Consider the following 13,981-nt stretch of genomic DNA (forward strand, 5'->3'; position numbering starts at 1 on the left):
CCCCGTACGCGCGCGGGCCCGGCCACCGGGAGGGTGACCGGGCCCGCGCGCTCCGTCCGGTCAGGCCAGGCCGGGGCCGCGCACCGGGATCGACGTGAACGTCGGGGCCGGCGCCGGGTCCTGGAAGAAGTCGTTGCCCTTGTCGTCCACGACGATGAACGCGGGGAAGTCCTCGACCTCGATCTTCCAGACGGCCTCCATGCCGAGCTCCTCGTACTCGACGACCTCGACCTTCTTGATGCAGTCCTGCGCCAGGCGCGCCGCCGGGCCGCCGATCGAGCCCAGGTAGAAGCCGCCGTGCGCGTGGCACGCGTCGGTGACCTGCTTCGAGCGGTTGCCCTTGGCCAGCATGACCTTGGAGCCGCCCGCCGCCTGGAACTGCTCCACGTAGGAGTCCATGCGGCCGGCCGTCGTCGGGCCGAAGGAGCCGGAGGCGTACCCCTCGGGCGTCTTCGCGGGACCGGCGTAGTAGACCGGGTGGTCCTTCAGGTACTGCGGCATCTCCTCGCCCGCGTCCAGCCGCTCCTTGATCTTGGCGTGCGCGATGTCGCGGGCCACCACCAGCGGGCCGCTCAGCGACAGCCGGGTCTTGACCGGGTGCTTGGTCAGCTCGGCGAGGATGTCGTCCATCGGCTGGTTGAGGTCGATCGTGACGACGTCGCCCTCCTCCGCCAGGTGCTCGTCCGTCGTGTCGGGGAGGAAGCGCGCCGGGTCGGTCTCCAGCTGCTCCAGGAAGACGCCCTCCGCGGTGATCTTCGCGACGGCCTGGCGGTCGGCCGAGCAGGACACGGCGATCGCGACGGGCAGCGAGGCGCCGTGACGCGGCAGGCGCACCACCCGGACGTCGTGGCAGAAGTACTTGCCGCCGAACTGCGCGCCGATGCCGATCTTCTGCGTCAGCTCGAAGACCTTCTTCTCCAGCTCCTCGTCACGGAATCCGTGGCCCAGCTCGGAGCCCTCGGACGGCAGCGCGTCCAGGTAGTGCGCGGAGGCGTACTTCGCGGTCTTCAGCGCGTACTCGGCGGAGGTGCCGCCGACGACGATCGCCAGGTGGTACGGCGGACAGGCGGCCGTACCGAGGGAGCGGATCTTCTCCTCCAGGAACTTCATCATGGAGGTCTCGTTGAGGACCGCCTTGGTCTCCTGGTAGAGGAACGACTTGTTGGCGGAGCCGCCGCCCTTGGCCATGAAGAGGAACTTGTACGCGCCGCCGTCGGTCGCGTACAGCTCGATCTGGGCGGGGAGGTTGGAGCCGGTGTTCTTCTCCTCCCACATGGTGAGCGGAGCCATCTGCGAGTAGCGCAGGTTGAGGTTCTTGTACGCGTCGTGGATGCCGCGCGACAGGGCCTTCTCGTCCCCGCCCTCGGTGAGGACGTTCTGGCCGCGCTTGCCCATCACGATCGCCGTACCGGTGTCCTGGCACATGGGCAGGACGCCCGCGGCGGCGATGTTGGCGTTCTTGAGCAGGTCGAGGGCGACGAACTTGTCGTTGCTCGACGCCTCCGGGTCGTCGATGATCTTGCGTAGCTGCGCGAGGTGCGCGGGCCGGAGGTAGTGCTGGATGTCGTGGATCGCCTCTTCGGCGAGCTTGCGCAGCGCCTCCGGCTCGACCTTGAGGAACGTGCGGCCGTCGGCCTCGAAGGTGGAGACACCCTCGGCGGTCACCAGGCGGTAGGGCGTGGTGTCCTCTCCCAGCGGCAGCAGGTCGGAGTACGCAAACTCTGGCATGACGGCAGCCATTCCTCACTCGGCAGACAGCAGCGCGGCCTCCATTGGCAGCGCGTTCACAAGCGTAGAACGCCCGAAGCCGCCCGAACCTGTGAGGTAAGGCTCAGTTGGCGGGGACGATTGCGCCGGTTCGTCGTCTCGACCCCTAGTCGCGATGTATCGCGTTTCGCTAGGCTGTTCCCCGTGGACCTCGAAAAGCAGCCCAAGAAGCCGGCCGTGCCCGCCGATCCGCCCGCGATCCGGGCCTCGGACGCCGACCGGGACCGGATCGCGGACATCCTCCGGGACGCCCTGGCCGAGGGCCGGATCGACGCCGAGGAGCACGGGGAGCGGATCGACGCCGTCTACCGCGCCAAGACGGTCGGCGAGCTCGAACCCCTCGTACGGGACCTGCCCGCCGCGCGCCCCGGCCGGGAGCCCGCGGCGCAGCCGTACGCCTACCAGCCGGAGGACCTGGCCGTCCCGGACGACAAGCTGATCGCCGTGTTCTCCAGCGCCACGAGGAAGGGCCGCTGGCGCGTCGGGCGGCGGACCCACGCCTTCTCCGTCTTCGGCAGCGTCGAGATCGACCTCACCGAGGCGATCTTCACGCAGCGGCTGACCACGATCAACGCCACCTCGGTCTTCGGCAACGTCGAAATCCGCGTGCCCGAGAACGTCACGCTGCGGGGCGGCGGCGGCTCCGGCGTCCTCGGCAACTTCGAGGTGACCACCCTGGAGGCCACCGACCCCGAGGCCCCGGTCGTCGTGATCAACGGATTCGCGATCCTCGGCAACGTCGAGGCACGGCCGAAGAGCGGCAAGCGGATCGCCGACCTCCACGACAAACTCCGTAAGCACTTGGGTGGTTGACCCGCCACGGCCGGTTCGCGCAGGTCGGAATTCCACCCCCTGGAACCGAGTGCCACGCAGTGCATAGGCGCGCGCACAGCGGGTAGGGCTTGCTGCATCGTCTCTCGCTCGCGAAGCCGTCGTCAGGAGTAGACCGTGCTGCAACTGCCGCATCAGCCCCTCCAGGTCGCCGCCGCCCCCTCCCAGCGTCTTCCGGCGCGGGAGGACCAGGCCGGTCCGTGGCACACGGAGGCGGTCTGCCGCCGGGACGAAGCAGGCTTGTTCTTCGCCCCGTCCAAGGAGCCCACGGCCGCGAGGCTGGCGCGGGAGGAGGCCGCGAAACGGGTCTGCGCCCGGTGCCCCGTCATGGTCGAATGCCGGGAACACGCGCTGCTCCAGCCCGAGCCGTACGGCGTCTGGGGCGGCCTGACGGCGGCAGAGCGGCGTGTCGTACTGGCCCGGCGCAGGCGGCGCGAGGTGGAGCTGAAGAAGGCCGCCTCGACCGGCCCGCAGATCGCAGCCGCCGGCTAACCGGCACCGGGTCTCCTCCGGAGCGGATACGGATCCTCGGCGCTCGGACACGGATGCTCCGGCGCTCGGACACCTCGGACACGGAGAGGGGCGCCCCACCGCGGTTGGGGGCGCCCCTCTCCGTGTCCGCGTCGGCTACTTCGCGCGGTCGAAGTCGATCTGGCTGTACGCGCGCAGCTTCGACAGCCGGTGCGTCGAGTCGATCTGCCGGATCGTGCCCGACTTGGAGCGCATCACCAGCGACGAGGTCGTCGCCGTCTCCGCGCGGTAGCGCACGCCGCGCAGCAGCTCGCCGTCCGTGATGCCGGTCGCGACGAAGAACACGTTGTCACCGCTGACCAGGTCGTTCGTGGAGAGCACCCGGTCCAGGTCGTGGCCCGCGTCAAGGGCGCGCTGCCGCTCCTCGTCGTCCTTGGGCCACAGCTTGCCCTGGATGACACCGCCCAGGCACTTGATCGCGCAGGCGCTGATGATGCCCTCGGGCGTACCACCGATGCCCATGAGCAGGTCCACACCCGTGCCCTCGCGCACCGCCATGATCGAACCGGCCACGTCGCCGTCCGAGATGAACTTGATGCGGGCGCCCGTCTCGCGGATCTCCTTGACGATGCCCTCGTGGCGCGGGCGGTCCAGGATGACGACGGTGACGTCCTCGGGCGAGGAGTGCTTGGCCTTCGCGACGCGGCGGATGTTCACGGACACCGGGGCGTTGATGTCGACGTAGTCGGCGGCCTCCGGGCCGGTGACCAGCTTGTCCATGTAGAAGACCGCGGACGGGTCGAACATGGTGCCGCGGTCGGCCGCCGCCAGCACGGCGATCGCGTTGGGCATGCCCTTGGCGGTGAGCGTGGTGCCGTCGATCGGGTCCACGGCGATGTCGCACTCGGCGCCGGTCCCGTCGCCGACCCGCTCGCCGTTGAACAGCATCGGGGCTTCGTCCTTCTCGCCCTCACCGATCACGACGACACCGTTCATCGACACGGTGGAGACGAGGGTCCGCATGGCCCGCACCGCCGCGCCGTCGGCGCCGTTCTTGTCGCCGCGGCCGACCCAGCGGCCCGCGGCCATGGCGGCGGCCTCGGTCACCCGGACCAGCTCGAGGGCCAGGTTGCGGTCGGGAGCCTCGGGAGAGACCTCGAGCTCGGACGGCAGATGATTGTCGGTCATCGGAACGCACCTTTCTGTACGGCGACGGCCGCAAGTGAAGAGGGTGCTGCGACTCTATCGGTAGGTCGACATATTGAGCAGAGGGGCCCACGTATGAGCAGGCCACGCTGATGCGACCATAGGGGGCGTGGCAGGTATGCGTGGCAAGCAGACAGTGCGCGGGATGTTCCAGTCGATGGCGGTCATCTGCGCCGCAGCGGGCGTGATCTATCTCTTCATCCCGCACGACGACAAGGCGGACCCGATCAAGCCGGTCGACTACCGGGTCGAGCTGGTGACGGCGCAGCGCGCGGCGCCGTACCCGATCCTGGCGCCGGAGGGCCTCGCCGCGGACTGGACGCCGACCTCGGTCGCGTACGACCGCGAGGAGGGCGATGCCTGGCACCTCGGCTTCCTGACCCCGGACCGGCAGTACGTGGCGGTGGAGCAGTCGACGGCGGTGCCGGAGAAGTACATCGCCAAGGTGACCCACGAGGCGCGGGACACGGGCCGGACGCAGGCGGTGGCGGGCCGGACCTGGCAGCACTGGGAGGGCCCGAAGTACGACGCGCTGGTGCTGCGCGACAAGGGCGTCACGACGGTCGTGACCGGTACGGCGACGCGGGAGCAACTCGCGCAGATGGTGTCGGCACTCCAGCCGGCGAAGAAGGCCTGACCCCCCACCGGCACGTCCCGGGGACACGTCCCGTGGACACGGGCCGGTGACTCGCGGCGCCGGTGCTAGGCGGGCGCAGGTGTACGCGGCGGGGCGTACGCGGCTCCGTTGCGCGGCGCCGGTGCTGCGCGGGCGCCGGTGTACGCATCGGTGCCACGCGGCTCCGTCTCGTGGTGACGGGGGTACGCGGCGACGGTGTACGCGGCGGGGCGTACGCGGCCGGGCGACGGTGTACGCGTCGCTGCCAGGTGGCTCCGTCACGCGGCGCGGGTCCCGGCGGTGTACACGGGCGGCATGCGCCGGTGCACGGCGCGGGCCGCCGACGCGACGCGTCGGCACTCGCGGCGCCGGCACCCGGTGCCGTGCACGCGGCGGTACGCGGCGATGGCCGGTGGGCACCGGGCGGCGAAAGGTGACGCGAGGCGGTACGCGACGGCCGGCCCGGCACCCCGCGCGATGAACGGCGACGGCCCCGGGCACCAGGGGGATGGTGCTCGGGGCCGTCGGTCCGTGGGCCGGCGTCGTCAGACGGTGGTGATGACCTCGTCGTAGGCCAGGCGCGGGCTGCGCGGGAACCACGCGTCCTCGGCGGGCTTGCCGATGTTGACGATCATCAGCGGGGTGTGGTCGTCGTCGAGGAACTCCTTCTGCACGCCCGCGAAGTCGAAGCCCGTCATGGGTCCGGCGGCGAGGCCGGCGGCCCGGACGCCCACGATGAAGTACGCGGCCTGCAGCGCGGCGTTGACCCCGGCGGCCTGCTCGCGGACCGGGCGCTCGGCGAAGAACATGTCCTTGGCCTGCGGGAAGTGCGGCAGCAGGTTCGGGAGCTCCTCGTGGAACTCGTTGTCGGCGGCGAGGATGGCGACCAGCGGCGCCGACGCGGTCTTGGCGCGGTTGCCCTCCGCCATGTGCGGGACCAGACGCTCGCGGGCCTCGGCGGACCGGACGAGGACGATACGCAGCGGCGTCGCGTTGAAGGCCGTCGGGCCGTACTTCACGAGGTCGTAGATCGCCTGGACCTGCTCCTCGGTGACCGGCTCGTCGGTGAAGGCGTTGGCGGTGCGGGCCTCACGGAAGAGAAGGTCCTGGGCGGCGGGGTCAAGAACGAGGGACATGCTGCGTGCCTTTCGAGGGTCCGAAGGATCAAGCGATGTGGACCACCGTACGCCGGGGATAGGTTAACTTTCAACCAAACAGGCCCCGTGCTCGTCGTGAGACCCCTCACACAGTGATTCCGGAGGCTTACTCCTCTTGCCCGGCCGGAGCCTCCTGCTCGGCCAGCGCCGCGTCCAGGCGGGCGCGGGCGCCCTCCAGCCAGCGGCGGCACACCTTGGCCAGCTCCTCGCCCCGCTCCCACAGGGCCAGGGACTCCTCCAGCGTCGTGCCCCCCGCCTCCAGCCGGCGCACGACCTCGATCAGCTCGTCGCGCGCCTGCTCGTACCCGATCGCCGTCTCCGTGGTGTTCGCTGCCATGCGCACCACCCTACGGGCGGGGTACGACAGCGTCGGCGGCCACGCGCACGGCGAAGTCGCCCTCCGCGACCCGCGCGCGCAGCTCCTCCTCCGGTGCGACCTCCTCCGGCGACCGGACCACCGACCCGTCCGCCCGCTGGAGCACCGCGTACCCCCGCTCCAGGGTCGCCGCCGGCGAAAGGCCCACCACGCGCGCATGCGTGTGCGTCAGCTCCGAGTCCGCCCTGTCCAGCAGGTGGCCCAGGACCCGGCGGCTGCGCGCCAGCAGGGCGTCCACCTCCGCCTCCCGCTCCTCGACCATCCGCTGCGGGTGCTCCATCACGGGCCGGGCCAGCGCGTGCGCCAGCCCTCGCTCCTCGCGGTCGATCAGGCCCCGCACCGTGCGCAGCGCCCGGTCGCGGAGCGCCTGCACCCGGTCCAGCTCCTCGCCCACGTCCGGAACGACCTTCTTGGCCGCGTCCGTCGGCGTGGACGCCCGCAGGTCCGCCACCAGGTCCAGCAGCGGGGAGTCCGGCTCGTGCCCGATCGCGGACACCACCGGCGTACGGCACTCGGCGACGGCCCGGACGAGCTGCTCGTCCGAGAACGGCAGCAGGTCCTCCACACTGCCGCCGCCGCGCGCCACGATGATCACGTCCACGTCCGGCAGCTCGTCCAGCTCCTTGACCGCCTGCACCACCTGCGGCACGGCGTGGACGCCCTGCACCGCCACGTTCCGCACCTCGAAGCGGACGGCGGGCCACCGCCGCCGCGCGTTCTCCAGCACGTCCCGCTCCGCCGCCGACGCCCGGCCGCAGACCAGTCCGATCAGCTGGGGCAGGAACGGCACCGGCTTCTTGCGGTCGAGGGCGAACAGTCCCTCCGCGCCCAGCGCCCGCTTCAGCATCTCCAGCCGCGCCAGCAGCTCACCGATACCGACCGGCTTCATCTCCGTCGCCCGCAGCGAAAGCTGCCCGCGCGGCGCGTACCACTCAGGCTTGGCGCGCACGACGACCCGGGCGCCCTCGGACACGACGTCCGCGACCGCGTCGAACACCTGCCGGTAGCAGGTGACGCTCACCGAGATGTCGTACGACGGGTCGCGCAGAGTCATGAACACGACCCCTGCCCCGGGCCGCCGCGACAACTGGGTGATCTGTCCCTCCACCCAGACGGCACCGAGCCGGTCGATCCACCCCCCGATGAGCCGCGACACCTCACCGACGGGCAGGGGAGCTTCGGCAGACGTATTGAGACCCATGCAGGCGAGCGTACGCGCCCCCTGTGACAGGCCCCCACGACAACGCTTCCCCGCCCCACGTCCGCCCGGAGACCACGGCACGGCGGTCGGCGGCCTCCATGGCACCCCCGCAGATCGAGCAGCGGGGTGAGCACCACCGTGATCGCCATCCACCCGGCGACCGAACCCGGCCCCAGGGGCCACCCGACCATCTGGGCGTAGCTGAAAGCGGTGAACCCCCTCGCCATCGTCGCCACCAGATGGACCAGGGCGACGGCACCGTGCGACCTGGCGTCCATGGCGCCGGAAATCCCGACCGTCGCCCATGGGGGCGATGAAGAGCAGCCCGTGGACCACGAGGTCCCCGAAGCCCGGCTCCCGCCGCTGCCCGATGTGCGCGTCCGCCTCCCGCGTCCCGGCGGCGCCGGCCGTGCCGCTCAGTCTCAGCCACCTGGCGGATCTTCCACCGCTCGTACCCGCCCTTACGATGGGGGACATGACTGCTACGCCTGCCAGCCCGTCGTCCGACAAGCGCGTCCTCCTCGCCGCTCCGCGTGGCTACTGCGCGGGCGTGGACCGTGCCGTGATCGCCGTGGAGAAGGCTCTGGAGCAGTACGGTTCGCCGATCTACGTACGGCACGAGATCGTCCACAACAAGTACGTCGTGCAGACCCTGGAGAAGAAGGGCGCCATCTTCGTCGACGAGACGGCGGAGGTCCCCGAGGGGTCCATCGTGATGTTCTCCGCGCACGGCGTGGCGCCGACCGTCCACCAGGAGGCCGCCGAGCGGAAGCTCGCGACGATCGACGCGACCTGCCCCCTGGTCACCAAGGTCCACAAAGAGGCGGTCCGGTTCGCGAACGAGGACTTCGACATCCTCCTGATCGGCCACGAGGGCCACGAGGAGGTCATCGGCACCTCCGGCGAGGCCCCGGACCACATCACCCTCGTCGACGGCCCGGACGACGTCGAGAACGTCACCGTACGGGACGAGTCGAAGGTCGTCTGGCTCTCCCAGACCACCCTCTCGGTCGACGAGACCATGGAGACGGTCGACAAGCTGAAGGAGAAGTTCCCTCAGCTGATCTCGCCGCCGAGCGACGACATCTGCTACGCCACGCAGAACCGCCAGACCGCCGTCAAGCAGATGGGCGCCGAGGCGGACCTGGTCATCGTCGTCGGTTCGAAGAACTCGTCCAACTCCGTCCGGCTCGTCGAGGTCGCCCTCGGAGCCGGTGCCAAGGACGCCCACCTCGTGGACTTCGCCGACGAGATCGACGAGGCGTGGCTGGAGGGCGTGAGCACGGTCGGCGTCACCTCCGGTGCCTCCGTGCCCGAGGTACTGGTCGAAGGCGTTCTGGAGTGGCTTGCGCAGCGCGGCTTCGAGGACGTGGAGATCGTGAAGGCCGCCGAGGAGTCGATCACCTTCTCGCTGCCCAAGGAACTGCGCCGCGACCTGCGCGCCGAGGCCGCCGCCCTCCACAAGAAGCAGTGAGCGAAACGCCGTGACTGTCGGCGTCGCCCCGTAACGTTGAGTCCATGAACGTCTTCGGAGTGGACATCGGCGGGTCGGGGATCAAGGGTGCTCCTGTGGATCTGGAGCGCGGAGATCTGGCCGAGCCCCGCCACAAAGTACTGACACCGCAGCCCGCGACACCCGAAGGTGTCGCGGGCTGCGTCGCCGAGGTCGTCGAGCACTTCGCGTGGTCGGGCCCCATCGGCGTCACCTTCCCCGGCGTCGTCACGGACTCCACCATCCGTACGGCGGCGAACGTCGACAAGAGCTGGGTCGGTGTCGACGCGGCCGCGCTGCTCGGCGACCGGCTGACCGGAATGCCGATCACCGTCCTCAACGACGCCGACGCGGCCGGGGTCGCGGAGATGACGTTCGGCGCGGGGCGCGGACGCAAGGGCACGGTCATCGTGCTGACCTTCGGTACGGGCATCGGCAGCGCCGTCTTCACCGACGGCAGGCTCGTGCCCAACACGGAACTGGGGCACCTGGAGCTGGACGGCCACGAGGCCGAGAAGCGGGCGTCGACGAAGGCGAAGGACGACAAGGACCTGAGCTGGGAGGAGTGGGCCCACCGGGTCCAGAAGTACCTGGCCCATGTCGAGATGCTGTTCTCGCCGGAGCTCTTCATCGTGGGCGGCGGCGTCAGCCGGAAGTCGGAGAAGTTCCTGCCGCTGATCAAGGGTGTCCGCGCGGAGATCGTCCCGGCGGAGCTGCAGAACAACGCGGGGATCGTGGGCGCGGCGATGGCCGCCGCGGCCCGCTGACGCCCTTCCGGCGCGCTGACGCCCGTCCCTGCCCCGCCTGACCGCCCGCCTGGGCCGTTGACTCCCGTCGACGGGCCCGTCGAGGGGAGTCCCGGGCCGGGCTGTCCGGGCCGGGTGTCAGCGCTGGGTCGCCCGGGCGGCGGCCGCGGTCCGCTGCCGCCGCCCCATCTGCCGCACTTTGCGTACGGAGGTGATGAGGCCCGCCACCAGCGTCCCGCCGTACAGCCAGCCGGCGTGCACGGCGAGGGCCGTGACCACCGCCATGATCCGGCCGCCCAGGCCCCCGGTTCCCCCGGCGATCGGTACGACACCGACGGCGAACGCGATCGGAACACTGATCGGTGCCGTGACCAGGTCGGCGGACCGCACCCACAGCGCGGTCAGGGCACTGACGGGCAGGAAGAGCAGCCCGTACACCAGGAGCGAGCCGTCGAACAGGAGCCAGTCCAGGCAGCCGATCAGGAACATCGCGGCGCAGGCGAAAAGCCCGGCGCCGAGCCCGGTCAGCCGGGGCGAGGGCAGCCGGCGCAGCGCGAGCACCACGGGCGGCACGCCGCGCCGCCCGGGTCGGCCACCCGGCCGCCCGGGTCCGCCCGGGGGCTTGCCCGGCCCGCCGGCCGGCCCACTTCCGCCGGGCCGGCCACCGGGAGCCGCCTTGCCGCCCGGCCTCGAGGGTGGTCGCGCCGGACGTGCCCCGACGGGGCGGACGCCCGCGCCGTCGATGAGCGCGCCCTGGGGCAGGGCGCCCGGGGCCGACGGGGCCACCGACGCGGCCGGGCCCGCCGGACCCGCTGCTTCGGGACCCGCCGCTCCCGGACCCGCCGGGGACTGCGCCCGCTGCCGGCGCTGAGGGGGACTGTTCCTGTGCTGCTCCACCTGGACAACGTAGGTCGCGGGGGGCCGGGAATCCGGCATCGGACACGCCCTTTGGACGACCTTGGCCGAGAGTTCGCCCCGCGGTCGTCCCCCGGCTGCCGTCACGGCCCGCTTCCCCGCGCCCGTAAACTGGGGGGTCGGCCCACCATCCTCACTTCTAGGAAGTCGCCAACGTGTCGCTCACGATCGGAATCGTCGGCCTGCCGAATGTCGGCAAGTCGACCCTGTTCAACGCCCTGACCAAGAACGACGTGCTGGCGGCCAACTACCCGTTCGCCACCATCGAGCCCAACGTCGGTGTCGTCGGCGTTCCCGACGCCCGCCTCACCAAGCTGGCCGAGATCTTCAACTCGCAGCGCGTCCTCCCCGCCACGGTCGACTTCGTCGACATCGCGGGCATCGTGCGCGGCGCGAGCGAGGGCGAGGGCCTGGGCAACAAGTTCCTGGCGAACATCCGCGAGTCGGACGCTATCTGCCAGGTCATCCGCGCCTTCAAGGACGAGAACGTCGTCCACGTCGACGGCAAGGTCTCGCCGAAGGACGACATCGAGACGATCAACACCGAGCTGATCCTCGCCGACCTCCAGACCATCGAGAAGGTCCTTCCGCGCCTCCAGAAGGAGTCCCGGATCAAGAAGGACGTCGCACCGAAGGTCGCGGCGGTCGAGGCGGCCCAGGCGATCCTGGAGAAGGGCGACACCCTCTTCTCGCAGGGCATCGTCCAGGGCAGCGAGAAGGCCGAGCTCCTGCACGACCTGCACCTGCTCACCACCAAGCCGTTCCTCTACGTCTTCAACGTCGACGAGGACGAGCTGACGGACGACGCGTTCAAGGACGAGCAGCGCGCCCTGGTCGCCCCGGCCGAGGCGATCTTCCTCAACGCCAAGCTGGAGGCCGACCTCGCCGAGCTCGACGAGGAGGACGCCATGGAACTCCTCCAGTCCGTCGGCGCCGAGGAGCCGGGCCTCGCGACCCTCGCCCGCGTGGGCTTCGACACCCTGGGCCTGCAGACCTATCTGACGGCCGGCCCGAAGGAGTCCCGCGCCTGGACCATCAAGAAGGGCGCGACGGCCCCGGAGGCGGCCGGTGTGATCCACACCGACTTCCAGAAGGGCTTCATCAAGGCCGAGGTCATCTCCTTCGCCGACCTCGTCGAAACCGGCTCGGTCGCCGAGGCCCGCGCGGCGGGCAAGGCCCGCATGGAGGGCAAGGACTACGTGATGCAGGACGGCGACGTGGTGGAGTTCCGCTTCAACGTCTGATGCGTCCGGCGAAAGGCCGTCCGACCTGCGGTGGAGCGGGGCGGGCGGCCTTTGTCGTCCGCGTACGCCGGCATGCGACGGTGCCCTCGGCACGGCTCGGCTCCCAGCCGGAGTCAGAAGCCGCGCAGGGCCTACCGCCGCCGGTCAGCAGGGCCTGGGCCCGGTGTGTCCAGCCCGGTCGGCGTCCCGCGCGGCGGGGTGGGGCTTGCGCGCCTGGCGGGCGCCCATCCGGTCGGGGAGCGCGGTCATGGGGGCAACGTCAGCGATTCCGCCCGGCGCGGGAGGGGCTGCGCGACTGGGCGCTCGGCGCCATGAGGGGTGGGCCCGCAGGTCTGCCCCTCATGAGCCCGTCGTCAGACCGCGAGCGGCACCTCGTGGATCTCGTCGGCGGCGTGGCCGGTGCGTTCGTGGATGCGCAGGACGGCTTCGGCCGAGGGGCCGGTGGACAGGCAGTACACCGTGCCCGACTCCGGGTCCGCCCAGGCGTGCTCGAAGTGCACTCCTTCTTCCTTCTCTATGGCGAGGTCCGCCTGATGGGCCTCGTTGAGCTGCTCGGACGTGATGCCCTTCATTCCTCGGTGGACGTCCATGTACGTGCCCATGGCTCCCGCACCTCCGGCTCGCTGTTCGGTTTCGGGCCCCTCTTCCATGCTGCACCCGTGGGCCTCAAGTGGCGCGGGAACCGGCGAGGCCCGTTTTCGCACCCGCGCCGCACAGCGGCACGACCGTGCTGCCGGCGCGAGGCTCGGCGGTGATCGCCGCCCAGCACGCGACGCCCGTCGACTCGACGAAGAGCCCACGGGCTGCCAAGTCGAGCTGTGCGGACCGGATCTGGTCATCCGTCACCGTGAGGAAGGTGCCGCCCGACTCGCGCACCGCCCGCAGGATCTGGCGGGCGCGCGGGGGGTTCGGGATCGCGATGCCCTCGGCGAGGGTGGGCCGTGCCGGCGCGGGCGCGGGCAGGTCGTCGGCGCCCGTGCGGAACGCCTCCGCCAGCGGTGCCACCGCCTCCGCCTGCACGGCCAGCAGGGCGGGGCGTGCGGGGATCAGACCGTGCGCGTACAGCTCGGCCGTGGCCAGGGCGGCGCCCAGCAGGAGGGTGCCGTTGCCTACGGGGAGGACGAGAGTGTCGGGCAGGCGCCCGCCGAGGTCCTCCCACACTTCGTAGACGTACGTCTTCGTGCCGTGCAGGAAGTAGGGGTTGAACACGTGCGAGGCGTAGAAGGTGCCCGGTTCGCCGGCGGCCTCGCGGGCGGCCCGGGCGGCGGCCTCACGGTCCCCGGGGGTGATCGTGAGCCGCGCCCCGTGCGCGCGGATCTGCTCGAGTTTCTTGGGGCTGGTGCCTTCGGGGACGTACACCGTGCAGTCCAGGCCCGCGCGGGCGCAGTACGCCGCCATGGCGGTGCCCGCGTTGCCGCTGCTGTCGGCGATCACGCGGCGCGGCGCGAGGCGGCGGGCGAGCTCGGCGAGCATGACGGCGCCGCGGTCCTTGAACGACAGCGTGGGCATCAGGTAGTCCAGCTTGGCCGAGACCGTGTCCGTGAGGCGGACGAGCGGGGTGCGGCCCTCGCCGAGGGTGCAGTACGGGTCGGAGAGCGGCAGCGCCTCCTCGTACCGCCACAGCGAACCGACCCGGCCGGCGAGCGCGGCCGCGGGGACGGCGCCGGCGGTGAAATCCAGGTCCCAAGGCCCCTGGCATTCGGGACAGCACCAGGTCAGTGCCGATACGGATGATCCGGTACCGCATCGTCGGCACAGATAGCTCGCCGAAAGGGTCATGAAGGCCAGCATGTCACTTGTATGGCGGGTGTGTTACCGGAGCGTCAGGACCCTTGTGGGATTCCTATGGATCGGTCAACCTTTCGCTCGGTAGCGGTATTCGGATGACGCCGCGTACACGGCGGCGCTGTTTGTCATGCCTCTGCCAAACCCCCACAGCAACGCACCACCAATGAGGAG

The 13,981-nt window shown here is 71.0% G+C and carries 14 protein-coding genes and 1 pseudogene; 6 read left to right on the forward strand and 9 right to left on the reverse strand.

Going from position 1 to position 13,981, the window contains the following annotated elements; genetic code table 11:
- Nucleotides 1–60: 60 nt before the first annotated feature.
- A complete protein-coding gene (locus tag ACZ6C1_RS00150; RefSeq protein ID WP_469236345.1) occupies nt 61–1,728 on the reverse strand; it encodes a fumarate hydratase in 1,668 nt (555 codons plus the stop codon).
- Between the two features lie 183 nt (nt 1,729–1,911).
- On the opposite strand from ACZ6C1_RS00150, the gene ACZ6C1_RS00155 reads away from it, so the two are divergent.
- Nucleotides 1,912–2,580, forward strand: a complete 669-nt coding sequence (locus tag ACZ6C1_RS00155; RefSeq protein ID WP_469236346.1) for a DUF1707 SHOCT-like domain-containing protein — start codon at nt 1,912–1,914, stop codon at nt 2,578–2,580.
- 135 nt (nt 2,581–2,715) lie between these two features.
- Nucleotides 2,716–3,090, forward strand: coding sequence for a WhiB family transcriptional regulator (locus ACZ6C1_RS00160; RefSeq protein ID WP_469236347.1), 375 nt, complete (start codon nt 2,716–2,718; stop codon nt 3,088–3,090).
- Between the two features lie 135 nt (nt 3,091–3,225).
- Here ACZ6C1_RS00160 and glpX read toward each other — a convergent pair whose 3' ends face one another.
- Entirely contained in the window at nt 3,226–4,257 is a 1,032-nt protein-coding gene (gene glpX / locus ACZ6C1_RS00165; RefSeq protein ID WP_064068324.1) for a class II fructose-bisphosphatase, read from the reverse strand.
- Nucleotides 4,258–4,384: 127 nt separating this feature from the next.
- On the opposite strand from glpX, the gene ACZ6C1_RS00170 reads away from it, so the two are divergent.
- Nucleotides 4,385–4,912, forward strand: a complete 528-nt coding sequence (locus ACZ6C1_RS00170; RefSeq protein ID WP_469236348.1) for a DUF4245 domain-containing protein — start codon at nt 4,385–4,387, stop codon at nt 4,910–4,912.
- Nucleotides 4,913–5,436: 524 nt separating this feature from the next.
- Here the strand turns inward: ACZ6C1_RS00170 and ACZ6C1_RS00175 are convergent.
- From ACZ6C1_RS00175 to ACZ6C1_RS00190, 4 genes and pseudogenes are all read right to left on the reverse strand, one after another.
- The gene (locus ACZ6C1_RS00175) at nt 5,437–6,027 is read right to left on the reverse strand and encodes a malonic semialdehyde reductase (protein WP_469236349.1); all 591 of its coding nucleotides are present in this window, start codon (nt 6,025–6,027) and stop codon (nt 5,437–5,439) included.
- Nucleotides 6,028–6,154: 127 nt separating this feature from the next.
- Nucleotides 6,155–6,385 (reverse strand): exodeoxyribonuclease VII small subunit, encoded by a 231-nt coding sequence (locus tag ACZ6C1_RS00180; RefSeq protein WP_073754070.1) that lies wholly within the window; start codon nt 6,383–6,385, stop codon nt 6,155–6,157.
- Between the two features lie 10 nt (nt 6,386–6,395).
- Entirely contained in the window at nt 6,396–7,625 is a 1,230-nt protein-coding gene (gene xseA / locus ACZ6C1_RS00185) for an exodeoxyribonuclease VII large subunit (protein ID WP_469236350.1), read from the reverse strand.
- A gap of 140 nt (nt 7,626–7,765) precedes the next feature.
- Nucleotides 7,766–7,961: pseudogene (locus ACZ6C1_RS00190) on the reverse strand (amino acid permease); the annotation flags it as partial.
- A gap of 139 nt (nt 7,962–8,100) precedes the next feature.
- Between ACZ6C1_RS00190 and ACZ6C1_RS00195 the strand changes: the two are divergent.
- Nucleotides 8,101–9,099 carry a 4-hydroxy-3-methylbut-2-enyl diphosphate reductase gene (locus ACZ6C1_RS00195; protein ID WP_469236351.1) on the forward strand — a complete coding sequence of 333 codons (999 nt, stop codon included), beginning with the start codon at nt 8,101–8,103 and terminating at the stop codon, nt 9,097–9,099.
- 44 nt (nt 9,100–9,143) lie between these two features.
- Nucleotides 9,144–9,884 (forward strand): polyphosphate--glucose phosphotransferase, encoded by a 741-nt coding sequence (ppgK, locus tag ACZ6C1_RS00200; protein WP_469236352.1) that lies wholly within the window; start codon nt 9,144–9,146, stop codon nt 9,882–9,884.
- A gap of 117 nt (nt 9,885–10,001) precedes the next feature.
- Here the strand turns inward: ppgK and ACZ6C1_RS00205 are convergent, their stop codons facing one another.
- Nucleotides 10,002–10,436: a DUF6542 domain-containing protein gene (locus tag ACZ6C1_RS00205; protein ID WP_469236353.1), complete on the reverse strand. Its 435-nt coding sequence runs from the start codon at nt 10,434–10,436 to the stop codon at nt 10,002–10,004.
- A 497-nt stretch (nt 10,437–10,933) separates the two neighbouring features.
- Between ACZ6C1_RS00205 and ychF the strand changes: the two genes are divergently transcribed.
- Entirely contained in the window at nt 10,934–12,022 is a 1,089-nt protein-coding gene (gene ychF, locus ACZ6C1_RS00210) for a redox-regulated ATPase YchF (RefSeq protein WP_469236354.1), read from the forward strand.
- Nucleotides 12,023–12,375: 353 nt separating this feature from the next.
- Here the strand turns inward: ychF and ACZ6C1_RS00215 are convergent, their stop codons facing one another.
- Both ACZ6C1_RS00215 and ACZ6C1_RS00220 read right to left on the reverse strand, forming a co-directional pair.
- The gene (locus ACZ6C1_RS00215; protein WP_469236355.1) at nt 12,376–12,624 is read right to left on the reverse strand and encodes an SCO4226 family nickel-binding protein; all 249 of its coding nucleotides are present in this window, start codon (nt 12,622–12,624) and stop codon (nt 12,376–12,378) included.
- Nucleotides 12,625–12,688: 64 nt separating this feature from the next.
- Entirely contained in the window at nt 12,689–13,801 is a 1,113-nt protein-coding gene (locus ACZ6C1_RS00220; RefSeq protein ID WP_469236356.1) for a threonine synthase, read from the reverse strand.
- Nucleotides 13,802–13,981 lie beyond the last annotated feature (180 nt).

This window comes from Streptomyces sp. NPDC041796, assembly GCF_055590785.1.

Bases quoted from the DNA above. Each gene is read 5' to 3' on its own strand.
- ACZ6C1_RS00150 (WP_469236345.1), bottom strand. From the start codon at position 1,728: ATGCCAGAGTTTGCGTACTCCGACCTGCTGCCGCTGGGAGAGGACACC.
- glpX (WP_064068324.1), bottom strand. From the start codon at position 4,257: ATGACCGACAATCATCTGCCGTCCGAGCTCGAGGTCTCTCCCGAGGCT.
- ACZ6C1_RS00175 (WP_469236349.1), bottom strand. From the start codon at position 6,027: ATGTCCCTCGTTCTTGACCCCGCCGCCCAGGACCTTCTCTTCCGTGAG.
- ACZ6C1_RS00180 (WP_073754070.1), bottom strand. From the start codon at position 6,385: ATGGCAGCGAACACCACGGAGACGGCGATCGGGTACGAGCAGGCGCGC.
- xseA (WP_469236350.1), bottom strand. From the start codon at position 7,625: ATGGGTCTCAATACGTCTGCCGAAGCTCCCCTGCCCGTCGGTGAGGTG.
- ACZ6C1_RS00195 (WP_469236351.1), top strand. From the start codon at position 8,101: ATGACTGCTACGCCTGCCAGCCCGTCGTCCGACAAGCGCGTCCTCCTC.
- ppgK (WP_469236352.1), top strand. From the start codon at position 9,144: ATGAACGTCTTCGGAGTGGACATCGGCGGGTCGGGGATCAAGGGTGCT.
- ACZ6C1_RS00215 (WP_469236355.1), bottom strand. From the start codon at position 12,624: ATGGGCACGTACATGGACGTCCACCGAGGAATGAAGGGCATCACGTCC.
- ACZ6C1_RS00220 (WP_469236356.1), bottom strand. From the start codon at position 13,801: ATGACCCTTTCGGCGAGCTATCTGTGCCGACGATGCGGTACCGGATCA.